21 protein-coding genes are annotated in these 24,863 nt (G+C 61.5%); 11 read left to right on the forward strand and 10 right to left on the reverse strand.

The genetic code is table 11. From position 1 onward, the window contains the following. Positions 1-6: 6 nt before the first annotated feature. On the reverse strand, positions 7-1,089 hold the full coding sequence (locus HH303_RS06600) for a YjgN family protein (RefSeq protein ID WP_169624442.1): 1,083 nt from the start codon (positions 1,087-1,089) through the stop codon (positions 7-9). Between the two features lie 186 nt (positions 1,090-1,275). On the opposite strand from HH303_RS06600, the gene HH303_RS06605 reads away from it, so the two are divergent. Beyond that, entirely contained in the window at positions 1,276-2,022 is a 747-nt protein-coding gene (locus HH303_RS06605) for a hypothetical protein (RefSeq protein WP_169624443.1), read from the forward strand. 7 nt (positions 2,023-2,029) lie between these two features. Here the strand turns inward: HH303_RS06605 and HH303_RS06610 are convergent, their stop codons facing one another. The 3 genes from HH303_RS06610 to HH303_RS06620 all read right to left on the reverse strand — a co-directional run bounded on the left by HH303_RS06610 (position 2,030) and on the right by HH303_RS06620 (position 3,885). Continuing rightward, on the reverse strand, positions 2,030-2,251 hold the full coding sequence (locus tag HH303_RS06610) for a DUF2061 domain-containing protein (RefSeq protein ID WP_169624444.1): 222 nt from the start codon (positions 2,249-2,251) through the stop codon (positions 2,030-2,032). Positions 2,252-2,354: 103 nt separating this feature from the next. Further along, the gene (locus HH303_RS06615; protein WP_169624445.1) at positions 2,355-2,855 is read right to left on the reverse strand and encodes a GNAT family N-acetyltransferase; all 501 of its coding nucleotides are present in this window, start codon (positions 2,853-2,855) and stop codon (positions 2,355-2,357) included. A 10-nt stretch (positions 2,856-2,865) separates the two neighbouring features. Continuing rightward, a complete protein-coding gene (locus HH303_RS06620; RefSeq protein ID WP_169624446.1) occupies positions 2,866-3,885 on the reverse strand; it encodes a zinc transporter ZntB in 1,020 nt (339 codons plus the stop codon). 18 nt (positions 3,886-3,903) lie between these two features. On the opposite strand from HH303_RS06620, the gene HH303_RS06625 reads away from it, so the two are divergent. From HH303_RS06625 to plsY, 3 genes are read left to right on the forward strand one after another with little or no spacing between them, the layout of a single operon-like run. After that, the gene (locus tag HH303_RS06625; protein ID WP_169624447.1) at positions 3,904-4,863 is read left to right on the forward strand and encodes an aspartate carbamoyltransferase catalytic subunit; all 960 of its coding nucleotides are present in this window, start codon (positions 3,904-3,906) and stop codon (positions 4,861-4,863) included. Beyond that, positions 4,860-6,170, forward strand: a complete 1,311-nt coding sequence (locus tag HH303_RS06630; protein ID WP_169624448.1) for a dihydroorotase — start codon at positions 4,860-4,862, stop codon at positions 6,168-6,170. Before HH303_RS06625 ends, HH303_RS06630 begins: the two co-directional genes overlap by 4 nt. Further along, complete coding sequence (plsY, locus tag HH303_RS06635) at positions 6,167-6,796, forward strand: glycerol-3-phosphate 1-O-acyltransferase PlsY (protein WP_169624449.1); 630 nt, start codon at positions 6,167-6,169, stop codon at positions 6,794-6,796. The genes HH303_RS06630 and plsY overlap by 4 nt, the downstream gene beginning before the upstream one ends. Before the next feature lie 71 nt (positions 6,797-6,867). On the opposite strand, the gene HH303_RS06640 is transcribed toward plsY, so the two are convergent. Further along, complete coding sequence (locus tag HH303_RS06640; protein WP_169624450.1) at positions 6,868-7,251, reverse strand: tellurite resistance TerB family protein; 384 nt, start codon at positions 7,249-7,251, stop codon at positions 6,868-6,870. A 161-nt stretch (positions 7,252-7,412) separates the two neighbouring features. Between HH303_RS06640 and dprA the strand changes: the two genes are divergently transcribed. The 4 genes from dprA to rnr all read left to right on the forward strand — a co-directional run bounded on the left by dprA (position 7,413) and on the right by rnr (position 15,105). Further along, positions 7,413-8,594 (forward strand): DNA-processing protein DprA, encoded by a 1,182-nt coding sequence (gene dprA, locus HH303_RS06645; protein ID WP_169624451.1) that lies wholly within the window; start codon positions 7,413-7,415, stop codon positions 8,592-8,594. A gap of 233 nt (positions 8,595-8,827) precedes the next feature. After that, positions 8,828-9,934, forward strand: a complete 1,107-nt coding sequence (locus HH303_RS06650; protein WP_169624452.1) for a DUF2336 domain-containing protein — start codon at positions 8,828-8,830, stop codon at positions 9,932-9,934. Between the two features lie 127 nt (positions 9,935-10,061). Further along, positions 10,062-12,800 (forward strand): type I DNA topoisomerase, encoded by a 2,739-nt coding sequence (gene topA / locus HH303_RS06655; RefSeq protein WP_169624453.1) that lies wholly within the window; start codon positions 10,062-10,064, stop codon positions 12,798-12,800. A 16-nt stretch (positions 12,801-12,816) separates the two neighbouring features. Next, positions 12,817-15,105: a ribonuclease R gene (gene rnr / locus HH303_RS06660; RefSeq protein WP_169624454.1), complete on the forward strand. Its 2,289-nt coding sequence runs from the start codon at positions 12,817-12,819 to the stop codon at positions 15,103-15,105. Here the strand turns inward: rnr and HH303_RS06665 are convergent. Continuing rightward, on the reverse strand, positions 15,102-15,722 hold the full coding sequence (locus HH303_RS06665; RefSeq protein WP_169624455.1) for a GNAT family N-acetyltransferase: 621 nt from the start codon (positions 15,720-15,722) through the stop codon (positions 15,102-15,104). The genes rnr and HH303_RS06665 overlap by 4 nt on opposite strands. A gap of 117 nt (positions 15,723-15,839) precedes the next feature. Between HH303_RS06665 and HH303_RS06670 the strand changes: the two genes are divergently transcribed. From HH303_RS06670 to rpmG, 3 genes are all read left to right on the forward strand, one after another. Further along, a complete protein-coding gene (locus HH303_RS06670) occupies positions 15,840-17,405 on the forward strand; it encodes a S41 family peptidase (protein ID WP_169624456.1) in 1,566 nt (521 codons plus the stop codon). Next, complete coding sequence (locus HH303_RS06675; protein WP_169624457.1) at positions 17,395-18,063, forward strand: NUDIX domain-containing protein; 669 nt, start codon at positions 17,395-17,397, stop codon at positions 18,061-18,063. The genes HH303_RS06670 and HH303_RS06675 overlap by 11 nt, the downstream gene beginning before the upstream one ends. A 131-nt stretch (positions 18,064-18,194) precedes the next feature. Then, a complete protein-coding gene (gene rpmG, locus HH303_RS06680) occupies positions 18,195-18,362 on the forward strand; it encodes a 50S ribosomal protein L33 (RefSeq protein WP_169624458.1) in 168 nt (55 codons plus the stop codon). A gap of 73 nt (positions 18,363-18,435) precedes the next feature. On the opposite strand, the gene HH303_RS06685 is transcribed toward rpmG, so the two are convergent. From HH303_RS06685 to HH303_RS06700, 4 genes are all read right to left on the reverse strand, one after another. Then, positions 18,436-19,710 carry an SPOR domain-containing protein gene (locus HH303_RS06685; RefSeq protein WP_169624459.1) on the reverse strand — a complete coding sequence of 425 codons (1,275 nt, stop codon included), beginning with the start codon at positions 19,708-19,710 and terminating at the stop codon, positions 18,436-18,438. A 77-nt stretch (positions 19,711-19,787) separates the two neighbouring features. Beyond that, positions 19,788-21,629: a TolC family outer membrane protein gene (locus HH303_RS06690; protein WP_169624460.1), complete on the reverse strand. Its 1,842-nt coding sequence runs from the start codon at positions 21,627-21,629 to the stop codon at positions 19,788-19,790. A gap of 134 nt (positions 21,630-21,763) precedes the next feature. Continuing rightward, positions 21,764-23,080: an HlyD family type I secretion periplasmic adaptor subunit gene (locus HH303_RS06695; protein WP_169624461.1), complete on the reverse strand. Its 1,317-nt coding sequence runs from the start codon at positions 23,078-23,080 to the stop codon at positions 21,764-21,766. A gap of 5 nt (positions 23,081-23,085) precedes the next feature. Then, complete coding sequence (locus HH303_RS06700; RefSeq protein ID WP_169624462.1) at positions 23,086-24,825, reverse strand: peptidase domain-containing ABC transporter; 1,740 nt, start codon at positions 24,823-24,825, stop codon at positions 23,086-23,088. Between the last annotated feature and the right edge of the window lie 38 nt (positions 24,826-24,863).

Genomic DNA, 24,863 nt, shown 5'->3' on the forward strand with positions numbered 1-24,863 from the left:
GAAACCTTAAAAGGCGCCGCCGACAATGCCTTCCATCACGCCGGTTTCCGCGCCGACGGCATCACCCGCATCACGTTCCCGCCCCTTGAAATCATCCAGATCCCCCTGTGCAATCATGACCGTATGGTCCATCTGATAGCGACGGATACGCACAACCGCCCAGGGAACGGCAAATCCGAGAGAAAGTACCGCAACGATCCAGCTGCCAAGCACAAACAATCCGTATCGCCAGGGCCGTAGGGTCCCTTCAAACTTGTGACGTCCGTCCAGCACGGCCCCGCAGAGCACGGCATTGCGGAGGGCCGCTCGGTAGCTCATCGCTGCCAGAACAAAAGCAGGAAGCATCAGCAGATATACGACCATGATCAAACCGCCGAACAATTCTCCCAGGGCTTCCGGCCGATCCGTCAAAGCAGCGATTTCCGATCCGTAGAGCGCCCCTAAAACCCCGCCGATCACGGCGCCAATGAGGACGAGGAGAGGAATGGCGACCAACAAAACGCGGTACATCCCGCCAACCGTCATTTCCAGGGAGAAAGGCGCATCGCCGTATTTCATATGACGCGCGACATATTGCGCCTGCGCCCGCGTGACCAATGGACTTGCAAGACCAAGCGCAAATACGGCCAGGAACGGCAACAGCACAAAGTACCAGAGCGCCTGAAAATAGTTACCCTTGAAGTCGAACCGCAGGTTCCGATAGCTCATGTTTCTAAGCGTGAAGCGCCACGCGCTGTTAATGAGCCACGGCAACAGAACGAACATGCCCAACGCAGCCCCCAGGGCGACTTCCTTCGGCCAAATCCGGGCGAAAATATTGATATCGATAATCGCGGCGACGACGATCAGTCTGGCAAGAAGAATCACCCACGGCTTGGCATGATAGTCAAAACCGTGCCCATCCAGTTGGGTGTGCCCCAAAAGGTAGCGGCGGCGTTCCACCGTCCCCCATGCATCGTAAATCCCCAGCGTCACCATCGCCAGCAGGAACGTCCGCAGGCAAATGCCGAAATAGTCCTTGCCCGTCCCCGAAAACGAAAAAGGCAGGCGACGTTCTTCCTGCGCCGCCGATTGCATACTGCCGTCCATTATCCCCTCACAAATCCCCACCGATACCATCGTGCTTCAAGATTAACCGGCAGGGTATGAGAGGCAAATGTAAAAGCTATCTTTGATTGAATAAATCGGGTCGCGGCCAAATTCGCTCTTGCGAGTTCCAGTTCGGCTGTCCAGTTTCTTGCCGACCGTAACCGTTCCCGCGGAGAAGGATCCGGAATGCCGACCCTATCGATTGGCGCAGTGTTGTCGCAAAGCGTGACCGTCCTGAAGGCCAACTTCCTCGCCTTCTTCCTGATCGGCGCCCTGATGAGCGCCCTGTCCGACGTCACATTGATGATGCTGGGTATGGGCGCATTGGTGGACGGCAAAGCGACGCCCCAGCAAGTCATCACCAATGCCGGCGGCGCCTTACCCGTATTGGGCGCGATCCTGGTTTCCACATTGCCGTTCTATGCCTTCGGTCTGGGCACGATCAGTTATGGTGCCGTCCGTTACATGCACGGTAATCCCGCAACCGTCGGCGAATGCCTGATGCGTGGAGCGCGGTCCCTGCCCTCCTTGTTGCTCGTCGCCCTTCTCTCCTGGATCGGGGTCACCATCGGCATGGCATTTTTTGTCATTCCCGGCGCCATATTGCTGACACTCTGGTATCTTGCCATACAGGTGGTCATGGTCGAAGGTCTCGGCATCTTCTCCTCCCTCAACCGCAGCGCGGCCCTGACAAAGGGGCAACGCTTCACCCTGTTCGGCTTGCTGGTGATCCTGCTGGGGATTAGCCTGCTGATAGGACTGATTGTCAGCGTCGCAATCTTTCCGCTCTCCCTCATCGGCCTAGACATGGTCGCCAATATGGTGATCAGCGGCATTTTGATGGCGTTCACCGCCGTCGTGGCCGCCGTGGTCTACACGATCCTGCGGGAAGAAAAGGATGGCTTGCGACGCGGCGACCTCGCCAACGTCTAACGGCGGGTCAGCCTTTCGCGACCGCCGTGCCGTCCTGCGCGCCCAACTTCCGGTTTCGGTTTGCCCAAATTTTTTCGTGGACCGTATAGGCGACCGTCTGGATCGCCGGTTCGATGACGCCGATCCCCAGCGCGATCCGCCAATCACCCGACAGCGCATAGGCAACCGCGACGGCGACGGTCAGGTGCATCGCCCCGTAGCTGGCAGTTTTTGCGATCTGTCTGGCCATAACGGCATCCTCCGTTAAAAAGGGTGATGCATTATTTATAATGTTTCTAATAATCGTTCGCAATTCATATTTCTGCTGCCGACGAAAATACTCCCGCGCCCAATCAAACCGGGGGTGAGACCGGGCGACGCAGCAACGAAACGGCCTTCTTCCCGCCTTCGGTATCCTGTTCGCCGACGGTGACGAAACCCAACGCCGCATGGAACCGCAGAGACCCACCGTTGAACGGTTTCAAATTCACTTCGCAGGTGACCGCGCGCGTGCCGGGCCGCGCCGCAGCCAGGGCAAATACATCTTCATACAGTGCTTGTCCGACGCCCCTGCCCCGCGCCGCGTCGGAAACCATAATGCGATCCAGATACAGAAAATCGTCCATGCGACTGTCGAACCACAGATAGTTCATGCTGTCATGGTCGATACCGGGGGCCAGCGTCATGGCGACACCGACCGGTGCGCCGTCGATTTCAGCCACGCGGGTGGACGCGGTCTTTTCCACCAGGGCCCACAGACGGTCGGGGGAAAGATCATTCACGGCGGGCAGACAGGCGACATTCAACGCATGCAGCCAGTCCGCCTCTTCAGGTAGGATATCGCGTATTTTCATGGACGGGGATTTAGAGCCATTTGTACTTTTTGAACAGCCCCCAAACGCCCCCGGCAACGGCGAGGATCAGAATGCAGACGATCCAAAAGGCATAAGGGCTTTCCATCCCCGGCATGCCGCCGACATTGATACCCAACAAGCCGGTCAGAAACCCCAGCGGCAGGAATATCCCCGTTACAATGGACAAGGTATACATCGCCCGGTTCATCCGCGTATTCCGCGCGTCCGCGATTTCTTCCCGGATGAACTGCGTCTGGTCGCGCAACACGTCCAGATCTTCCAGCACCCGGGCCGTGCGTTCCCGAATTTCCGTGAACTGCGCCTGGGCGCGTTTGTCGATGACCGTGTCGAAGCCGCTCGCCGCGCGGGCCAGCGCTTCTCGTTGCGGCATCATATACCGGCGCAATTCCAGAACGCGGCGGCGCAGATTCGCCAACTCTCCCTCATCGGGCGATGGAGAATCTTCCAGAATATCCACCTGATCGTCCAACTGCATGACCAAATCGCCGATCCGATAGGTCAGTCGGTCCGCCACGGCCGTCAAGACGGCAACGGCATTCTTCGCCCCCCGTCCGTTTTCAAGCGCCGTCCGGATATCGTCCACCGCCCGCAACCTGGGCAGGCGCGCCGTGACCAGCCGTCGCCCATCGGAAAATCCGCGAATCGAAACCATGTCTTCGGGCATTGCGCCTTCGTTCAAATTGACGCCGCGCAGGTTGATCTGGATGCCGCCCGGCACCTCGTCGAACCGCGGACGGGTTTCGGGTGCCAGCATCGCCTCCGCCACCAGCGGGTCCAACCCCGCCCCGCTACGGATCCAGGTCGCGGATTCCTCCATCGACCGATTCAAATGAATCCATAGGTTTGCATCGCCTGCGGCCCAGGCCGCGCGTGCGTCTTCGGCGCTTAACTGAGTCGCGCCGCCATTACCGTCCAGCCGATAGCAGCAGATGAATGCGGGTTCTTCCATGAAAGTACCGAAACCGGATTCGAAGAACACGTCGAGAGTATCTTGCCAATCGCCGCGCATCGCCTATAGTCGCCGCCGATGACGCAGCAACCGGATCATGCCTTCCCTCACCGCCATCTTCTTGGCATCGAAGGCCTTTCTCCCCTCGATATCAGTCTTATCCTCGACCTCGCCGATTCCTATGTGGATCAATCTCGCCGGATCGATAAGAAATCGGAACTGATGAAGGGGCTGACGGTCATCAACCTCTTCTTTGAGAATTCGACCCGCACACGCACCTCCTTCGAGGCGGCGGCGAAGCGTCTGGACGCGGATGTGATCAACATGAGCGTATCGTCCAGCTCGATCAAAAAGGGCGAAACCCTGATCGACACGGCGATGACCCTGAACGCCATGCACCCGGATGTCCTGGTCGTGCGGCATGCCAATTCCGGCGCCGTGCAGCTTTTGTCGGAAAAGGTCGACGGCGCGGTGATCAATGCCGGGGACGGCCGCCACGAACATCCGACACAGGCCTTGCTGGACGCGCTGACCATTCGGCGGCGGCGCGGTACGATCGGCGGCCTGACCGTCGCGATCTGCGGGGATATCGCGCACAGTCGCGTCGCACGATCCAATATTCAACTCTTGCAAATCATGGGTGCGCGCGTCCGCCTGATCGCCCCGCCGACCCTGTTGCCGTCCAAGCCGGAACGCTTCGGGGTGGAGGTCTTCACCGACATGCGCGAGGGCCTGCAGGACGTCGACATCGTCATGATGCTGCGCCTGCAACTGGAACGCATGCAGGGCGCCTTCGTCCCGTCGGTGCGGGAATATTTCCACTTCTTCGGATTGGACCGGCAGAAACTGTCCTATGCGAAGCCGGACGCGCTGGTCATGCATCCGGGCCCGATGAACCGGGGCGTGGAAATCGACTCCGAACTGGCCGACGATATCGACCGGTCGCTGATCCGCCAGCAGGTGGAAATGGGCGTCGCCGTCCGGATGGCCTGTCTGGACGTCCTGACCAGACCCTTGCGGGAAGGAGCGGCCCAATGACCGGCGCCCCGGGACGCATCGCCTATCTGAACGCCCGTCTGCTGGATCCGGAAACCGGGCTGGACACGATCGGCGCCCTGCTGGTCGAAGACGGGCGCATCGCCGATTTCGGGTCGCACCTGTTCAAGACTGGCGCGCCGTCGGTGAATGAGGTCGTCGATTGCCGCGGCCATTGCCTGGCGCCCGGCCTGATCGACATTCGCGTGCAACTGCGCGAGCCGGGGGAAGAGCACAAGGAAACCATTGCCAGCGCCAGTCTCGCCGCCTCGCATGGCGGGATCACGACACTGGTGCAATTGCCGAATACCCAGCCGGTCATCGACGACGTCTCCGTCTTGGAATTCGTCGCCCGCCGGTCACGGGAATTGAAGGGTACGAAGGTTTTCAGTTACGGCGCCCTGACCAAGGGGCTGCAGGGTGAGGAAATCAGCGAGATCGGGTTGCTGACCGAGGCCGGCGCCGTCGCCTTCACCGACGGGGAACGGGCGCTGACCGATGCCAAGGTCATGCGGCGGGCCATGAGCTATGCCCGGACCTTCGATGCCATGATCGTCCAACATCCGGAAGAGCCCAGCCTGGCAAAGAACGGCGTGATGAACAGCGGCGAGTTGGCGGCGAAGTTGGGCCTGTCCGGCATTCCGTCGGTCGCGGAGGTCATCATGATCGAACGCGACCTGCGCTTGCTCGAAACCGTCGGCGGACGGTTCCATTTCGCCCATGTCACGACGGCGGCGGGGATTGAGGCGATCCGCAAGGCGAAAGCGGCCGGAATGGACGTTTCCTGCGACACGGCACCTCATTACTTCGCCTTGAACGAGCTCGCCATCGGGGATTACAGAAGTTTTGCAAAAGTCTCCCCGCCCCTACGTTCCGAAGAGGACCGTCAGGCCGTGGTCGCCGGACTGGCGGACGGCACCATCGATATCGTCGCGTCCGACCACGCGCCGCACGATCAGGATTCCAAACGACTGCCCTTCGACGAAGCCGCTTTTGGCGTCGCCGGGCTGGAAACCCTTCTGCCGCTGGTATTGAGCCTGTATCACAACGGGCATATGTCGCTGATCGACGCATTGTCGCTGGTCACGATCCATCCGGCGAAGCGGTTTCGACTGACCGGCGGGCGACTGAAGCGCGGCGCGCCCGCCGATCTGGTCCTGTTCGACCCGGACCTCGCCTGGCGCGTCGATGAGGACGCCTTGCACAGCAAATCCAAGAACTCCGCCTTCGGGGGACGTCCTGTCCAGGGCAAGGTGTTGCGAACCATGGTGGACGGTCGTCCGCTCTTCGTCGCGGAAAAGTCGAAATGATGATCTTGCCCACCGATTGGATCGCCTTGTTGGGCGGATATCTTCTGGGCAGCGTTCCCTTCGGTCTGGTGCTCGCGCGGCTTGCCGGTTACGGCGACATCCGCAAGATCGGGTCCGGGAATATCGGAGCGACCAACGTATTGCGTACCGGAAACAAGCCGCTGGCGCTTGCCGTACTGCTGTTGGATAGCGGCAAGGGCGCGATCGCGGTCCTGTTGGCCCGATACGCACTGCCGGATATCATGACGCCGTCGGTTCTCGCTCCTGCGCTGGCCGGGGTCGCCGCCGTGCTGGGCCATAATTTTCCGGTCTGGTTGGGCTTCAAGGGCGGTAAGGGCGTCGCGACGACATTGGGTACGCTGATCGCCCTGTCCTGGCCGGTCGGACTATCCGCCTGCGCCACATGGTTGGTCGTGGCAATGCTGTTCCGGTATTCGTCGCTGGCCGGGATACTGTCCCTCGCCGCCGCGCCGATTTTCGCCCAATTCGTTTTCGGCCCCGCGCCGATCCTGACCCTTGCCGCGCTGTTCCTGGCTATTCTGGGCTGGATTCGTCATCACACGAATATCCGTCGCCTTCTGAAAGGCGAAGAGCCGAAAATCCGGCAGAAAAAAACCGCGGGCTGACAGGCGATTGCCTGACGGGCGATTATCTGACGGGCGATTATCTGGCGGGCGTATGATCGAGGCGACACGCCTCAATTCTCGAATTTCAGCCCCCAGGCCTTGCCGATATCGCGCAGCAACATGTTTTCGTGTTTGTGGAGTTGGCGGTCGGCAATCGCGACCCGCATCAGCATGACATAAACTTCCTGACGCAGGTCCAAGTCGTCGATCTGGTGCAGCACCACGTCCAGTAAGGACGCACCGCCGATTTTTTCCATTTCGCTATAATAATTGTTGAGGGCCGCCATCAGCGCTTCCGGCTGACGGCCCGGATCGTCCTTCAGGCTCGGCCCCAACTCGTTCAGGCAATCCTGAATTTCCGAAAATTCGACATCCTTGCGCTTGCCGTCCGCATCCAGCGTCAGCATCAGCAGCCAGAGGCATGCAGCCGTCGAATTCTTTTCCGGAATGGCCATGGCCCCCTCCTCTACGTCCCGTCCGGTCGGACTATCGGGTCGGGACCCTATCCCCGTCAACCCCGCCGAAAACCCTGATTCCGAGAGAGCCCTCAGAAAACCCCTATTAGATAGAAATTGCCGTTGCCGATCCGACATCACTGTCGCACGATGCGGCCACCATGACGATACATACAGTTATAGACGACAAGGAACGCGTGAACCGACTGCGGCTGATCCGATCGGAAAATGTCGGTCCGGTTACCTATCGTCAGTTGATGCGGCGTTTCGGTTCCGCCGGTGCCGCCCTGGATGCGCTACCGACCCTGGCGTCTCGGGGCGGGCGCAAGTCGCGGCGGCTGGTGATCTGTCCGCCGGGTGACGCGGAACGGGAGATCGAGGCCCTGCACGCCATCGGCGGGCGGTTCCTTTATATCGGACAGGCAGACTATCCCGCTACCCTGGCAGCGGTGGAAGACGCCCCGCCCGTCCTGGCCCTGCTGGGGCGGTCGGAATTGCTGACGCAAACCATTGTTGCCATCGTCGGGTCGCGAAACGCCTCAACCAACGGCAAGCGGTTGGCGGGGCAATTCGCCAAAGCCATCGGCAATGCGGGTATCACGGTTACATCCGGTCTGGCCATGGGGATAGACACGGCGGCCCATGCGGCCAGCCTGGATACCGGCACCGTTGCCGTCGTTGCGGGCGGCATCGATGTGATCTATCCACGTGAAAACACCGGCCTGTATCACGAAATCGCGCAACGCGGCGCCATCGTCGCGGAACAACCCTTCGGCATGGTCGGGCAGGCTCGCCATTTCCCGCGCCGAAATCGGATCATTTCCGGGCTTTCGGCCGGCACCCTGGTGGTGGAAGCGACGCAGCGGTCCGGCTCTCTCATCACGGCGCGGCTGGCCGGGGAACAGGGGCGAGACGTATTTGCCCTGCCCGGCTCCCCGCTCGACCCCAGGGCGCGCGGCACCAACGATCTTATCCGCAACGGCGCCGCGCTGGTCGAGACACCGGAGGAAGTCATCTCCGCCTTGAGGCAGTCCAGCCTGTCGATGTTGAGCATGACGGACGATGCGGCCTTCTTACCGCCGCCGGACACGGACCACGCCGCGGATGTGGATGACATCCGCCGGAGGCTCCTTGGCGTGTTGGGGCCCGTCCCCGTCAATGTGGACGATCTGGTCGCGGATTTGCACCTGCCCCCCGGGCCGATCGCCACGGCTCTGTTGGAATTGGAACTGGCGGGGCGTGTCGAACGCCTTGCCGGTGGTCGGGTGTCGCTTCTGGCCGACATCGACGCGCCTGCGCCGAACGCCGCCTTTTCCAGCGAAAAGCAGACCACCCTGTTCTAAGGTCCCCTCAGGGCGGGACGAATATCTCAAATTCTAGGTAATTTGAGATCAAATAATCGGCGAGAGTTATTCCTATTTTTATTGAATTCCCGCGCGATAGTTCTTTGCGCTGCGGTGATTTTGCCCATAATTCCCTCATCCGCGATAGAGCCGCAGAAAGTGGCTCTCAGGAGATCGTGCCCCAGCAGGAACGCTATTCATTAGCTTGGGAGGGGCAGGAAGAAGACCGAACGATGACCGACCGCGCTACATCATTTGAACATCTTCTACGTCTCGCGCATCAGCGCGCCCTCGACGGCAAGGGAGGCCTCGCAGCGTCCGTCGCGAAACTCTGCCTCGACTCCCGCGCGGATTTGAGCGCCCGCGAACTCGCGCTGACCTATGAAATCCTGCGCATGCTGATCGACAAGGTCGAAATGGAAGTGCGCCGGAACATCTCCGACTATTTGTGCACCCGAACGGACGTGCCGCGCGACCTCATCGCCTTCCTCGCCAATGACAAGGTTCATGTCGCCTATCCGATCCTGCGTCATTCGTCGCTGCTGAATGACGAGGACCTGATCAAACTGGTACGCGATCACGGTCACGGTCACGCCATGGCCGTCGCGACGCGCCCGGAACTCTCTGAAAAGGTCAGCCACTTCCTCGTGTCGCTTAAGGACGACACTGTCGACACCTCGTTGGCGAAAAATTTCGCGGCGCGCATCGCGCAGCCCGACATGGCCATCCTGGTCGACCGGTCCATTGATCAGCCCGCGTTGCACGCGCCGCTGTCGCAACGGTCGGATCTGGGCGCGGAACTGGCGCGCAAGCTGTTCACCATCGTCGGGGACACCCTGCGCCGCCATATTGTTGAAAACTACGATATCGACAACCTGGCCGTCGCCGATGCGGTGGACGCCGCCATCCTAAACGCGCTGGACGATCCCGATCCCCTGGGCAAGGTGCTGGACGGTAGCCGCAGCAAGCCCACGCCGTCCGGCGGCTGGGCGGAACAGGCCAAGCGCGGCGCGGACAAGCCCCCGGTCGTCGTCATGGCCCGATTGGTGTCCAGCGGTCGCGAAAGCGCCGCCGTCGCCTATGCGGAGGCGACCCACCTGCCGCTGCCGACCGCGCGTTGGATCTTCACCCGCGCCGACACCCAGACATTGGCGATCGCGCTGAAGGCGATCGGCACCGATTCTTCCAGCTATATTACCGCCGCCATGAAGCTGGGCCTGTTCAAGGACGAGGCCGAAGTCGATCGCGCCACGTCCTATTTCGACCGGATCGACGCGAAGACGGCGGCCATGGTGGTCAACCATTGGAAGACCCGTCCGCCGATCGACGAGCAGGCGTAAGCACTTAAACGGCCCAGATTCCTCCTTTATCGTCAGAGGCTTGGAAACGAGCGGTTGACGCCTGCCCATCCCGGTGCCAATTGTGTCCGGGTATGAAAAACGCGATTCTTAGAGGCCTTCTCCACCTATGACCGGCCAAAATGTCGTCGTCGTCGAAAGCCCGGCGAAGGCCAAAACGATCAATAAATATCTCGGCTCGGACTATACGGTCCTGGCGTCTTACGGGCATGTCCGCGACCTGCCGCCCAAGGACGGGTCGGTCGACCCCGACCGCGATTTCGCAATGGAGTGGGAAGTCGACGGTCGCGCCAAGAAGCGGATCGACGATATCGCCAAAGCCTGCAAGGGCGCGTCCACACTGATCCTGGCGACTGACCCCGACCGCGAGGGAGAGGCGATTTCCTGGCATATCCAGGAGGAACTGACCCGCCGCAAGGCGATCGGCGCGATGCCGGTCCAGCGCGTCGTCTTCAACGAAATCACCAAGAACGCCGTGACCACGGCGATGGCCCATCCGCGCGAATTGAACCAAGAGTTGATCGAGGCCTATCTGGCCCGCCGCGCGCTGGACTATCTGGTCGGCTTCACCCTGTCGCCGGTTTTGTGGCGCAAACTGCCGGGCGCGAAATCCGCGGGTCGCGTGCAGTCCGTCGCCCTGCGCCTGATCTGCGAACGGGAAGCGGAGATCGAGGCCTTCAAGGCCCGCGAATATTGGAGCATCGAGGCACAGATGGCGGCGCCGGACGGGACGCCCTTTAAGGCGCGACTGACCCATCTGAACGGCAAGAAGCTGGACAAATTCGATCTGGGCAACGACGCCGCCGCGCAGGCTGCGCTCGCCGCCGTTAAGACCGGGGACCATGCCGTCGCCGCCGTCGAGCGAAAGCAGGTCAAACGCCATCCCTCCCCCCCCTTCACGACCTCCACGCTGCAGCAGGAAGCCAGCCGGAAGCTCTATTTCGGGGCGACCAAGACGATGACGCTGGCCCAGAAGCTGTACGAAGGCATCACCCTGGGCGGCGAGACGGTCGGTCTGATCACCTATATGCGGACGGACAGCACGGTCATGTCGGGGGAGGCCATCGGCGCCGCTCGCGACATGATCCACGACGTCTATGGCAAGGACTACGTGCCGTCGGGCCCGCGTCAGTACCGCACCAAGGCGAAGAACGCCCAGGAAGCCCACGAATGTATCCGGCCGACGGATATGCGCCGCCGACCGGAACAGGTCGCGCGCTATCTGGAACCGGATCAGTTGAGACTCTATGACCTGATCTGGAAACGCGCCGTCGCTTGTCAGATGGAAAGCGCCCTGCTGGATCAGGTCGCGGTAGACATCGCCTGCCCGAAGGCGGTGCTGCGCGCCAATGGTTCCGTCGTTCGCTTCGACGGCTTCCTGACACTCTACAGCGAAAGCGTGGACGATAAGGAAGACGACGGCGAAGAAGGCGGTCGTCTGCCGAATATGAACGAAGGCGACGCGACCAAGCTTCTGAATGCGGAGGCCAGTCAGCATTTCACCCAGCCGCCGCCCCGCTTCACCGAGGCCAGCCTCGTCAAGCGGATGGAGGAATTGGGGATCGGGCGTCCGTCCACCTATGCTTCCATCCTGAAGGTGCTTCAGGACCGCGAATATGTCCGCCTGGACAAACGCCGATTCATACCGGAGGACCGGGGGCGCTTGGTCACCGTGTTCCTGTCGTCCTTCTATGACCAGTATTTCGATTACGGTTACACCGCCGATCTGGAAGAAAAGCTGGACGATGTTTCCGGCGGGCGGATCGACTGGAAAACCGTGCTGCGGGATTTCTGGAAGGCGTTCAGCGGCATCACCGAAAAGGCGCTGGAACTGACCGGCCAGGAAGTGCGCGACAAGATCGACGAAGTCCTGGGCCCGCACTTCTTCGCCGCCGACGAAAACGGCAGCACGGAAGCGGCGCGCAAATGCCCGTCCTGCGGCAACGGCCGACTGGCCCTGAACTTTGGGCGGTATGGTGCGTTCATCACGTGCTCCAACTACCCGGACTGCCGCTTCACCCGCAATTTGGACGAAGCCGGATCCCTGAACGGTGCGGAACTGGACGCGACGGAATATCCAAAGCTTCTGGGAACCGATCCGGAAACCGGACAGGACGTGTCCGTGCGTCAGGGACCCTATGGCTATTATGTCCAGTTGGGCGAGGCGGAAAAGGATGCGAAGGGCAAGGCGAAGTCCAAGCCCAAGCGCGCGTCGCTGCTGAAAAGCATGGAACCGGCCAGCATAGACCTGGAGACCGCGCTGCGGCTGTTGAGCCTGCCGCGTCTGCTGGGAGACCACCCGGAAAGCAAACTGCCCGTCGCTGCCGGGATCGGCCGGTATGGCCCCTATCTGAAGCATGGCGAGACTTTCCTGTCCCTGCCCGCCGACGATGATGTGCTGACCATCGGCCTGAACCGCGCCATTGTGGTCCTGGCCGAAGCCGGACCTAAGGGCAAGGGCCGCGCCTCCGTCGCCAAGGAACTGGGCAACCATCCGTCGGATGGAAAGCCGATCACCATCGGGACCGGACGTTTCGGCCCCTATGTGAAGCACGGCAAGATTTATGCCTCCATCCCCCGCGCGCAGGACCCGAACGACGTGACCCTGGAACAGGCCGTCGAACTGATCGCCGCCAAGGCCGCGAAGAAGGCGGCAGCCAAATCCGGCGAGGCGAAGGCCCCTGTCGCGAAAAAGGCAAAGTCGAAGAAGGCCGTGTCCAAAAAGGCAAAGTCCAAAAAAGCGGCTTCCAAAAAAGCGGCTTCCAAAAAAGCGGCTTCCAAAAAGGCGGCTTCCAAAAAGGCTGGCGCCAAGAAAAGCGCGGCGAAAAAACCCGCCGCAGCCGATTAGAGCGGGATCGGACGACTTGGACGAGCCCGACGACATCGCCGAAAGCATTAAGGGCAGCCTGCCCGACAAAGCGCAAATCCGGGAGATGATCGAGAAGAGCGAACGCCCTCTCGACAAACGCGATATTGCCCGCGCTTTCGGCCTGAAAGGCGCACAACGCGCTGCCCTGCGCGACCTTTTGAAAGAAATGGCCAATGAGGGCCTGATCGATACCGGCCCGAAGAAAACCATTGCCGCCCGCGGTGCCCTGCCGGAGGTCATGGTCCTGACCATCGATCGCCTGGACGCCGATGGAGAGCCCTGGGCCCGCCCCGCCGCCTGGAACGACGAAGAGGACGGCCCCGCCCCCGATATCCTGGTGCTGGGGGCCACGCGCGGCCCCGATCCGAAGCTGAACGACCGAATCCTGGCGCGCCTGCGCCGACGGGGCGACAAGCATTACGAAGCCTCCGTCATCCGTGTCCTTCAACCCGGCCCGAACAAACTGCTGGGCTTGCTGGAACAGGCGAAGGGCGGCGCGATCCTGATCCCGACGGACAAGAAGCTGGACAAAACCTGGTTCATCGAGCGCCATTCGCTGAACGGCGCACAGCCGGGCGATCTGGTTTTGGCGGAACCGATGCGCGGCGGCCATCGCGGCCAACACCACGAAGCCCGCGTCAGCGAGGTGATCGGCCGCATCGACGAACCGAAGGCGTTCAGCCTGATCGCCATCCATGCCCAGGGTATCCCGGTCGACTTCCCAGAGGCCGCGCTGGAAGAAGCCGAAGCCGCGCAACCGGTCGAACTGGGCCGCCGGACGGATCTGCGCAATATTCCGCTCGTCACCATCGATGGAGAGGATGCGCGCGATTTCGACGACGCGGTCTGGGCCGAGCCGGATACGGACCCGGCCAATCCCGGCGGCCATGTCCTGCTGGTCGCAATTGCCGATGTCGCGCATTACGTGAAGGCGGAAGGCGCCCTGGATCGCTGCGCCCGGGAACGCGGGAATAGCGTCTATTTCCCGGACCGTGTCGTCCCGATGCTGCCGGAGCGTCTGTCGAACGACCTGTGTTCCCTGCGTCCCGACGGCGACCGTGCCTGCATGGCGATCCGCATGCATATCACCGCCGACGGTAAGCTGATCAAGCGCAGCGTCATGCGCGGATTGATGCGGTCGGCGGCGCGCCTGACCTATACCCGCGTTCAGGATGCGTTCGAAGGGCGGCCGGACGACGAAATCGGCCCATTGATGGACCCGGTCATCCGCCCGCTTTACGCCGCCTATGACTGCCTTCTGAAGGGGCGAGCGGCACGCGGTACCCTGGAGTTGGACTTGCCGGAACTGCAAGTCGTCCTCGCGGAAGACGGCACGGTGTCCCATATCGCGCCACGCCGCCGGTTCGACAGTCACAAGCTGATCGAAGAATTCATGATCTGCGCCAACGTCGCGGCGGCGGAACTGCTGGAGGCGAAAAACGCCCGCGCGATCATGTATCGCGTGCACGAACCGCCCTCTCTGGACAAACTGGAAGCGTTGAAAGAATCCCTTCAGGCGCTGGATATCAAGCTATCGGCGGACGGCGTCCTGCGCCCGCATCACTTCACCCGTATCCTGTCGCGGGCGGCAGGCACGGACCGGGCGCAACTGATTTCCGACATGGTCCTGCGCACGCAAAGTCAGGCCGTCTATGCCCCGGACAATCTGGGGCATTTCGGATTGGCGCTTCAGCGTTATTGCCATTTTACATCGCCGATCCGCCGCTATGCGGACCTTCTGGTTCACCGCGCCCTGATTTCCGCCTATTCGCTAGGCGACGGCGGGTTGCCGGACGAACAGGCGCACAATTTCGAAAAATACGGGGAACTGATCTCCAATACCGAACGCCGCGCCATTCAGGCCGAACGCGATGCGACCAACCGCTATCTGACGGCCTTCATGTCCGACCGGATCGGCGCGCAATTCGCGGGGCGTGTCACGGGGGTGAAGCGTTTCGGTCTGTTTATCCGCCTGGACGAAACGGGCGCGGATGGGCTCGTCCCGGTCTCCTCCCTGCCCTGGGATCGCTACTGGCACGACGAAGTCCACCAGCGTCTGATCGGGGAGCAATCGGGCCTCGCCTTCCAACTGGCGGAGACCGTGACGGCGCGTCTGGTGGAGGCGAACACTGTCACCGGCGGTCTGATCTTCGAAATCGCCGAAGGCGGCCATGTGATCAAGGATCGAAAAGCCCGTCGTCCGACTGGCGTCCACAAGAAGGGGCATCGCGGCGGCCCACCCAAGGGCGCGCGCCGAAAAGGCCCGCCTCGGAAGCGGCGTTAGGTAACGCCGGTCTCCATACCGCCCGGCCCGGCCTTGCCCAGCTCGGCCCAGTCCCGCCGTGTCATCTGGAACCCCGGGCAATCCTCCCCATAGGCACGCCGCATCCCGGTCTCGACCATGCCGCATTTGCGCAGGACGTGTTGCGACGCCGTATTCGCCGGGGCGGTGATCGCGACAATCTCCTCCAGCGGCGTTTCATCGAAGGCGAAACGCAACACCCGACGGCAGGCTTCCGTCGCGTATCCCCGGCCCCAGGCAGACCGCTTCAGCAAGTAACCGACCTCGACATCATCATCGGGATATCGGTCAGCCACGACCTGATACCAAGGAGTGTCCGGTTCTTCGACCGGCAGCGGCAACAAAAAGACGGTCCCCAGCTTTTCCTCGGTAGCCTTGTCAATAATCGTCCAGACGCCGATCCGCCCACCGGCCCCGCGCCGTTCCGCTAGAACCGCTTCCTTCCGCGCGTCGGCATCGGACATGACCGGCCCGAAATGCCGCATCACCTCGGCATCCGTGAAAATATCCACGGCCAAATCAGCGTCTTCCGCCCCTGTCGGACGAAGGTTTAAGCGTTCCGTCGTCAGGAACAGGTCTTTTGGAGTCAGTGTCTTCACAAGGGCCCTCCCCTGCCCGTTCAAACGTCACGCAGGGTATCGACCTGTCCGATGAAAGCCAACTGCAACAAATCAGCGATAGCATCCCCGGAGACTCCCCGTTATCCTTCGGAAACCATGCTGTTTCCGGCTATCGCTCCACACCCGTTCCGATCCGTGACCGCTATCTTCTGCGGCACCGTTTTGCTGTCCGCCTGCGCCAGCGGCCCCGACAGCGATCCGATTCTGAACGCCCGCATGAAAACCATGTTTGAGGCGATATATACCGAAACAGCCAACGTCCATATCGACCCCGTGGACTTGCCGCGCTTCACGCGGACGGGGCTATCCGCCTTCAAGGCCATAGACACGGCACTGGAACCGGAAATCGACGAACGGGCGTTCGTCTTCAAATACGACGACGAACCGATCTTCACCCAATATCTGACCGTGGCAGCCAACGAACCGACCTATTGGGCGGATATGGTGACGCAGGCAGTACGGCAATCCCGGATCGCCAGCGAGTCTTTCGCCGACCTGCCGGAAGAAGACTATTACGAAACCTTTGCCGATGCGGCCTTGGCGGGTCTGGACCGGTTTTCACGCTATGCCAATCCCCGGGATGCGGCGGCGTTGAAGGCGGAACGGGTCGGTTTCGGGGGAATCGGCATCGAAATCGAAAGCCATCCGGACGGCGCACGGATCGAGCAAGTCGAACCCGGGAAACCGGCAGCGGCGGCGGGATTGGTGGTCGGCGACAGGATTGCCGCCATCGACGGCAGCAGCATCCGCAACCTGCCCCTGCGCACGATCACGGAAAAACTGCGCGGCCCGGTCGATACCGCCGTGTCCCTGACCATCCGCCGTGACGGTCTGCCGAACCCGTTATCCGTAGAGGTCGGACGCACACAGATCGTTCCGAATACCGTGTTTCTGAGCCGTATCAACGATCATGCGGTAATCCGGATTTCCAGTTTCAACGAACGTACCTCCAAACGCCTTGCGGAGGCCGTCAGTCAGGCCCGCAGTGAAACGGGCACGGCACTGACCGGCCTGATCCTGGACCTGCGCGGCAATTTGGGCGGGTTGTTGGACCAAGCGGTCGATTCCGCGGACCTGTTTCTCGATGCCGGACTGATATCCCGCGCCGATGGGCGTCACCCGCGCAGCCACCAGCGGTTTGAAGCCGAACCCGGTGACGTTGCGGAAGGCTTGCCGGTCGTCGTGCTGATCAACGGCGCATCGGCCAGCGCCGCCGAAATCCTGGCGGCCGCGCTGCAGGATCACGGTCGCGCGGTGCTGGTTGGTATGAACAGTTTCGGAAAAGGATCGATCCAGACCGTCATCGACATGCCGAACGGTGGGGAACTGTATATCACCTGGGCGCGGTTCATGGCGCCCAGCGGCTATGCCCTGGATCGTCTGGGCATCATGCCCACAGTGTGCACCAGCGGGGCCACGGACGCCGTCACGACGCTGAATACAGCCTTGTCCGGCGGACCGGACGGGGCACGGACGATGCTCGACCGCCGCCGCCGGGCGAATGCGGCTGACGAGAAAACCGCGAAGGCGATCCTGTCGCTGTGTCCCTGGCGGCCACATGCATCGGGTGATATCGACATCGGCATCGCCGAACTTCTGTTGGATTCCCCGGCCCTGATGCGCCGCGCCCTTGATATAGGACGTTTCGCCGATGCCAGTTGACGCCACCCCCGACAAAATGACGGTGATCCCGCGCGATTCGGCCAGTTTGGTTATCCTGAGAGGGACCGTGGATACGCCGCAGGTGCTTTTGGGCAAACGGCGCGACGATGCGCGTTTCATGCCGGGCAGTTACGTCTTTCCCGGCGGCGCGGTCGACCCCGGCGACCTGATCCTCGGTGACGACCCGACATGGCCCGGTACGCGGTTCCACGCCGCCGCCTTGCGCGAATCCTGGGAGGAAATCGGCGCGACTATCGCAAAGTCGGGGTCCCGCGCAGCCCCGTCCGACGCCGAAGACCCGTTTCTGCGCGCCTTGACCGATGCGGGCATGATTCCCGCGCCGGAAGACCTGCATTATATCGCACGCGCGATTACGCCACCGCCGTCCCGCATACGATTCGACACACGGTTCTTCATGGCCTTCGACGACAGTCTGTTCGGCACGCCGCGCGCCATGGGCGAATTACCGGATGTCCTATGGGTCGACGCCGTCGACGCCTTGACCAGCGAAAAGGTCCGATCGGTCACGAAATTCGTGCTGGAAGAGGCCTTGGGCCTGTGGCGGCACGGCGAGAGTTTGACGGATGGCGACCGCCCGATCCGGATATTCAGCGCCCGCATCATGGGACAGGAGCCGCAATCGGCAGGGCTGATGTAATGCGTCCGTGTTCTCCCCTTGACAGAACCGCGGATACCGCTATTTTCCGCCCCGGTTTTCAACGCGGCGCCCCCCGGAAAGCCTTACCCAGGAACGGGCGGCGACGCGCTAGATAAAGAAGGATCAAGGCGATGGCGAAGCCCGCGACCGTACAAATCAAGCTGGTGAGCTCCGCCGGCACCGGCCACTTCTATGTGACCAAAAAGAACCCGCGCACCCAGACCGAAAAGCTGGAATTCCAGAAATACGATCCGGTCGTGCGCAAGCACGTCGCCTACAAGGAAGCCAAGATCAAGTAATCCGGCTGCCTGAAGGCACATGCGATAGGCCGCCCTTGGGCGGCCTTTTTGCATTTCGATAGACCTTGTAGGATTAGAGTGTTTCGACCTTGCAGTAGAGGCCGCGTGCCTTAAGCGTCCGGCACATTGCATCCGCCTGTGCCTTGCTGGCAATCGGGCCCGCGTGCAGGCGGTAGAATATCCCCTTCCCCGGAATATCCACTTTTCGAACGATCGGCCGCAGCCCGTCCAATTGATCGCGATTTCCGGCCAGCAACTGCTTCCAGCCGACCTCCGCATTGTTCGGGTCCTTGTAGGACGCCAGATGCATGGCGACGCTGCCCGACGTTGCGTCGGGCACGGCAGCAGACGCCGTTGCGGACATGTCCCTTGCCGGTTCTGTCTGCGGCGTGGTCACGGCAGACGTGCCAGGGGCTCCAGTTGATGTCGGGGACGTTGCCGCAGCCGCCCCCTCCGGCGCGAGCGGATCTTCCCCCATCGGTAGATTGTCCACGGGCGGCTCGGCCAACATCCCCAGCGCCGTCGGACCGGATTTCGTTTCCGACGGCATGGCTGCATTACCGTTAATCGGCATCGTGGGCTGACTATCGCCGCCGGTTGCCATGGGCGTTTCCGCCATGGTCGCCAGCCCCGATTGCGGCGCTTCCGACACCTGTTGCAGATTGTCCATCCCTGCCCCCTTATGCAGGGCCGTCAGCCGCCGTTCGATCGTCTTTCCCGCAGGATCCGTCACGGTAAGTCGGACGTAGTTCCCAACCTGCGGCGCGTATTGAAAGACCATCTCTTCCGGGTCCTGACGCCCGCAAGCGACGCGATAGGCCGGAAAGCTGCCAGCCGGAACGGTCTGAAGGGACAATGCGCCAATACTGCATTGCCAATCAAATTCCCAGGCATAGGGCGGCTGATCGGTATCGACGGTCGATCGGAATTGGATTTCCTTTCCCGGTTTCATCGGGAACATGGATGCGCTCATACCACTGATCAGTCTTGTACCGTTCCCCCGCGTCGGACTGTGCCATTCCAGGGCGGGCAGCAGCGGGTTTGCATCGGTGATCTGCGTTTCCCCGGTATCGGAACGCCATGCGATACGACCGTCCGTGTCGACCGAAACGACCTCCCAGACAACATCCGGATTATCAAAGGCGAAGCGATCGCCCGGCCCCAGTGCGGGTGGGTTTGCCGCCGCTATTTGGACGGCATCGGCGGTCTTGCCGGATATCCCTGCGGCCTGATCCGACCCCATGCCGCCGAATCCGCCGCAGCCGGACAATAGTAAGGAACCCGACACAATAACGGCGCCGACTTGTGGGGGGCGGAAATGCGCGCGATGCGGTCTATTTTTCGCCATTTGCATTCGTCCCGAAAACTGGCGGCATTCACGACCGCAGAAACAGGCTCGCCGGGGACTCGTATGGGGATTTGCCCTTACTGAGACCCGGCCCCGAAAAGCATCGAGCCCGGCACCGTAAAGCCATCATCCGTCTCCCCGCCTGGGGCAGAGACGACCAACGCACCAGGCGATTCAGCAGGAGGAGCATCCAAGACCTCGGTGGAAGAAAGAACTTCCGCTTCCTGCACGGCGACCGACGTCATTTCCGCCGGTTGCGGGAGCACGGCCAGTTCTTCGATCTGGCGCAATGCGGGCAGCGCCGCGGAATCCTGCGTCACGGGTGAGGCATCGTCCTTCGGCGCCTCACTGGAGGACGGCGGCGGTTCGATCACGCCCGGCGCGGTTTCAACCGGCGTGTTTTCCTGTGGGATGGGTGTCGGGGCCGGCCCTTGATCTTCATACGGCCCGATGCCCGCGGCCTTGCGGATCGCGTCAATCTGGTCGCGCCGGTCTTCTACCGTCGGGTCCGGCGCCAATTCGTCGACATCGCCGCCGCCGGTTTTGTAATCGCCGAAATTTTCGATGACTTGAACGTCGACGCCCAGAACCGCCGGGGACATGATCCCCATTGCCGTCGCCAACTCATACACGGCGGCCCGCGCGTCGTAGTCGGCGCGGATCAGATTCTGCTCCGCCTGAAAAACCTCGTTTTCGGAGTCCAGCACATTGATCGCCGTATCCTTGCCGGCATCGCGCAGCTTTTGGCGCGCGGTAAACACTTCCTGGGCGATGGAAACGGCGTTCAGCAGCAATTCCTTACGGATGCGTGTGTTTTCCAGCTTCGTCCAGGATTGGCGTACCTGCCGCTCCGTCTCCCGCAACGTCCGATCGGCGATCGACAGGTTTTCCAGCAAGCTTTGCTGCGCGGATGCAACCGCCGCATCCGTCGCGAAGCCGGAGAAGATATCCCAGGACATTTCGATCAGAACGGCCGCCGTCTTCACATAACCGCGCGTGTGCGAAACGTCCTTTTCATGGTCCCAACGCCCCACGAAATCCACGGTCGGAAAATAACCGGATTTCTGGACATCGATGGAAAACCTGGCGCTGCGCGCCAAAAAGGCCCGCGCGGCCACCAACGGATTTTCTTGCCGGGCGATAAACAATGCCTCGTCCAGACTGGCGGGCAGAAGCTGCGGCGGCAAGGGTTCGACCCGCATCCGGGTGATATCCGGGTCGCGCTGGAAGGACTGGATATAGGCAGCAATCGCCTGACGCAGTTGGCCTTCCAAATCGACACGCTGTTCGATGGCAAGCTGCAACCGCGATTTTGCCTGCAAGACGTCGACCGCGATACCGGCTCCGCGGTCCACACGCTCCGTTTCCAGGTTCAATTGTTCACGGATGGTACGTTCGCGCGCCTTGGATACCCGAATCAGCTCGTTCAGCTTCAGCACGTTCAGATAGGCGGTGATCCCCTGCAGCATCACCTGTTGAACCGTGCCTTCCAAGGCGAAGGCGACGCTGTCCCGGGCCATCAATGCGGCACCGACGGCACTGTTTGTCGCATCCGCGTCGAACAGGTTCTGACGAACCTCGATCCCCAAGGCGTTGAAGCGCAGTCGATCGTCGTTATCCCCAGCCGTCCGGGTTGTCGAATCCGATTTTCGCTCAATACCGGCGCTGCCGGTCGACGACACGCTGGGCAAGTAGCCGGACCGCGAACTACGCACCGATTCCTGCGCCCGGCGCAGGATTGCGCGTTGTTCTTCGATACGCGGATGGGTTTGGATCAGAAGCTCGAGTTCAGTATTCAGCGATTGCGCGCCTGCCGATGTCGAGCCGACAGCAAATCCCGCCGCGCACGCCATTACCGCCACAACGACGACACGTTTCGCTGCTGCAAAGATCGGCACGGACCTCGAACGATAGTTCACCGGCGCTCCTCGACTTCCCCCGACAATCACCGCCCGGCTGTCTCCCCCGGCATGTGACTATCCATATCACAACAAAAACTAGCTAACACAACCGACCGGGGACTGCCAGCGCCAGACAAAACAGCCCCTGCGGTTTACCGCTCCCGAAACGCCTCATGTTGCAATTTCAACACGGGCTTCACGAGGTATTCGAGAACCGTGCGCGACCCGGTATGAATATCCACCGTTGTCTGCATTCCAGGCGTAATCGGAAAATCCCCTACTCGTTCGCCAAGATAAGTTTTGTCCGTACGAACGACAACTTCATAATAAGTCTCGCCACGCGATCCGACGCTGGTCGAGGCTCCGACGCGCTCTACGACGCCTTCAAGGCCACCATAACGCGCATAATCGTAAGTCGTTACCTTCACCAGCGCCTTCTGGCCCTTTTCAACAAAACCGCGATCCTTCGGGTCGAGTTTTGCCAAAATCTCCAGCTCGTCCGAAATCGGAACGATTTCGGCAATGCCTTCCCCCGGTCGGATAACGCCGCCGACCGTATTGGTAATAAGGTTTTTAACGATTCCGTCGATAGGGCTACGAATTTCTGTTCTCAAGGCCTGATCCGTCGCCGTTTCCAGAGTTCCGCTCAATTCCGCGATTCGCGTTTCGACCGGAACCAGTTCCTCCAGGGCACGCCGACTGAACGCATCCAACTCGCGAACCCGCTCGGCCTCCGTTTCCTGCAAGGCCGCTTTCGCGCGGGGCACGGATTGCTCCAGTACGGAAACCTCCCCTTGAAGCTTTTCAACCTCCGATTCGACCTCGACATGCTCCATGCGCGGCGTCAGACCTTCCTTGAGGAGGTCGGCGGACATGGCGAGACGCTGCCGAGCCAGCGCCAAGTCCCGCCGCACGGCGGTCAGGTGCGCGTCCAATTCCGCGACTTCCAAGTTTCGCTGCCGTTTGCGTTCGTCCAGGATCGACAGGGTCGATTCCAAATCTCGACGACGACCGAGGTAGTTTCGCCGCTCCGCCGCGGCCAGTTCCGGGCGCTCCTGTTCCAGTTCCTCGGGAAAATTCAAAGGCGCATCAATGCCCTCGGCCTCCGCTTCCAGGCGCGCCTTGGTCAGTTTCAAGCCATCCAAGCGCACCGACAATTCGTCCCGATTGAGACTCGCCCCGCCGAGGTTCAATTGCATCAGCACTTGACCGCGGGCGACAATATCGCCTTCCGCGATCTGGATCGATTCAATGACCCCGCCTTCCAGGTGCTGGACGATCTGAACTTGTTGTTGCGGGATGACTTCGCCCATCGCCACCGCGACCTCGTCCAACTCCGCCCAGGCGCTCCAGATCAGGAACAGCAACACCAACACGCCCGGGCCCCAGACACACATTCGAGTGGCCGTATTCCCGATGCGACCGCGCAGTTCTTCCAGAGGAGACGGGTTGTTTTCAATCGTCGTCATGCCCGTCACTCCGCCGCTTTGGGCGTTGGGCGCGGTGCCGTCGGGCCGGAATCGCCCTGCCCCAAGCGACCAAGAACCTCGCGCGCGCCGCCCGCCATGGCGACCCTGCCGCGGTCGAGAACAAGGATCGTATCCGCGACCGACAACAAGGCCGGCGAATGTGTCGTCACCAGGATCGTGTGATCCTTGGCAAGGCTGCGCAACGCCTGCGCCAGGACCTTTTCCGCTTCGCCGTCAAGATCGCCCGACGGCTCGTCCAGCAACAGGACAGGCGGGTCGCCGATCAATGCCCGCGCCGCCGCCAGGCGCCGCCGCTGACCGCCGGACAGGCGGTGACCGGCTTCCCCCACATCGGTTTCATATCCCATCGGCATCTGCGCGATCAATTCATGCACACCGGCCAGCTTTGCGGCGCCGATCAGGTCCTCATCCGTCGCCGTATCCGATCCCATCAGGATGTTTTCGCGGATCGTGCCGGAAAACAGAACGACTTCTTGCGGCATATAGCCGATCCATCGGGTCAACTGCCGCCGGGGGAATTGTGAAATATCGGCACCGTCCAACAGCACCCGCCCGGCATCCGGGCGGTACAGCCCCGCCAGCAATTTGAAAAACGTCGACTTCCCGCTGCCGTTGCGGCCGATGATGCAGTGAAGTCCATTGGGACCGATCACGCCGTCCAGTTTATCGACGGCCGGGTCCAGGTCCTTCCCATATCGGAAGGTTATTTCTTCCAGTTGCAATTTCCCGAGCGGTCGATCGAAGGGCAGTTCTACGGCGTCGCGCTCCCCCTCCATCTCAAGCACCGCATTCAGGCGCTGCGCGGCCTCGCGGGCTGCCTGAAAGCTCTTCCACTGCCCGACAAGGCTCGCAATCGGGGCGACCAACCGAGACGCCAGCATATTCGACGCAATCAACGCACCGATGGTTAGGGACTGCTCCAGAATCAATAGCGCGCCGACACAGGTAATCGCCACGGTCGTGCCGATGCTCAACATTTGGCCGACAGTGACATGGGAATCGGACGACCGGCCGCGGTCCATCGACGTCAGGATCGTGTTCCGGTGCCGCATTTCCCATTCGGGGCGCAGTTTCTCCCCCAGCCCCAATGCCTTTACGGTCGCCCGTCCGGCGATGATTTCGCCGATCAACGCCTCGCGCTTGGCGTTCTCGGCGCGCTCCGCCTCCGACAGGGTCGACACACTCGCGCCCGATCGCCACGCCAGCAACACGAAGACCGGCAGAACAACCGCGATCACACCGGCCAAAGGCGGGGCCAACCACAGAATCGCCAGGAAGAACAGGATGGCAAAAGGCAGGTCCAGAACCAGCGCCGTCGTCGGCCCGGCCAGGGCACCCCGAACCGCGTCGACGTCCCGGAACAGGATTTGCCAGGACGAGGCCGGCTTCCCCTCCAGGACCCGCAAGGGGAGCTTCATGATCTTGTCGTAGAGAGCCCGGCCGACATCGATATCGATATTCAGACCGATCTTTTGAAACAGGCGCGCCCGCCCCAGACGCAGCACGCCGTCGAACACGATCACGCATACCATGCCGACGACAAGCCCTTGCAGCGTCGTCAATCCATGATGAAAGACAACCCGATCGTAAATCTGGAGCATGAAAACGGGAACAGCCAGCGCCAGAAAATTAATGAACAGGGATGCGAACAATGCCTCGAAATAACGCGCCTTGTTGTGGCGGATCGCGTTCCCGATCAGTTGCCCGACCAACCCCCTGTTCATAAAACCATCCCCGACGGTATTCGTTCGCTACACCCGCC

The organism is Pacificispira spongiicola, from assembly GCF_012926505.1.
GTDB lineage: Bacteria > Pseudomonadota > Alphaproteobacteria > UBA8366 > Aestuariispiraceae > Pacificispira > Pacificispira spongiicola.

Bases quoted from the DNA above. Each gene is read 5' to 3' on its own strand.
- HH303_RS06600 (WP_169624442.1), bottom strand. From the start codon at position 1,089: ATGGACGGCAGTATGCAATCGGCGGCGCAGGAAGAACGTCGCCTGCCT.
- HH303_RS06605 (WP_169624443.1), top strand. From the start codon at position 1,276: ATGCCGACCCTATCGATTGGCGCAGTGTTGTCGCAAAGCGTGACCGTC.
- HH303_RS06610 (WP_169624444.1), bottom strand. From the start codon at position 2,251: ATGGCCAGACAGATCGCAAAAACTGCCAGCTACGGGGCGATGCACCTG.
- HH303_RS06615 (WP_169624445.1), bottom strand. From the start codon at position 2,855: ATGAAAATACGCGATATCCTACCTGAAGAGGCGGACTGGCTGCATGCG.
- HH303_RS06620 (WP_169624446.1), bottom strand. From the start codon at position 3,885: ATGCGCGGCGATTGGCAAGATACTCTCGACGTGTTCTTCGAATCCGGT.
- HH303_RS06625 (WP_169624447.1), top strand. From the start codon at position 3,904: ATGACGCAGCAACCGGATCATGCCTTCCCTCACCGCCATCTTCTTGGC.
- HH303_RS06630 (WP_169624448.1), top strand. From the start codon at position 4,860: ATGACCGGCGCCCCGGGACGCATCGCCTATCTGAACGCCCGTCTGCTG.
- plsY (WP_169624449.1), top strand. From the start codon at position 6,167: ATGATGATCTTGCCCACCGATTGGATCGCCTTGTTGGGCGGATATCTT.
- HH303_RS06640 (WP_169624450.1), bottom strand. From the start codon at position 7,251: ATGGCCATTCCGGAAAAGAATTCGACGGCTGCATGCCTCTGGCTGCTG.
- dprA (WP_169624451.1), top strand. From the start codon at position 7,413: ATGACGATACATACAGTTATAGACGACAAGGAACGCGTGAACCGACTG.
- HH303_RS06650 (WP_169624452.1), top strand. From the start codon at position 8,828: ATGACCGACCGCGCTACATCATTTGAACATCTTCTACGTCTCGCGCAT.
- topA (WP_169624453.1), top strand. From the start codon at position 10,062: ATGACCGGCCAAAATGTCGTCGTCGTCGAAAGCCCGGCGAAGGCCAAA.
- HH303_RS06670 (WP_169624456.1), top strand. From the start codon at position 15,840: ATGCTGTTTCCGGCTATCGCTCCACACCCGTTCCGATCCGTGACCGCT.
- HH303_RS06675 (WP_169624457.1), top strand. From the start codon at position 17,395: ATGCCAGTTGACGCCACCCCCGACAAAATGACGGTGATCCCGCGCGAT.
- rpmG (WP_169624458.1), top strand. From the start codon at position 18,195: ATGGCGAAGCCCGCGACCGTACAAATCAAGCTGGTGAGCTCCGCCGGC.
- HH303_RS06685 (WP_169624459.1), bottom strand. From the start codon at position 19,710: ATGGCGAAAAATAGACCGCATCGCGCGCATTTCCGCCCCCCACAAGTC.
- HH303_RS06695 (WP_169624461.1), bottom strand. From the start codon at position 23,080: ATGACGACGATTGAAAACAACCCGTCTCCTCTGGAAGAACTGCGCGGT.
- HH303_RS06700 (WP_169624462.1), bottom strand. From the start codon at position 24,825: ATGAACAGGGGGTTGGTCGGGCAACTGATCGGGAACGCGATCCGCCAC.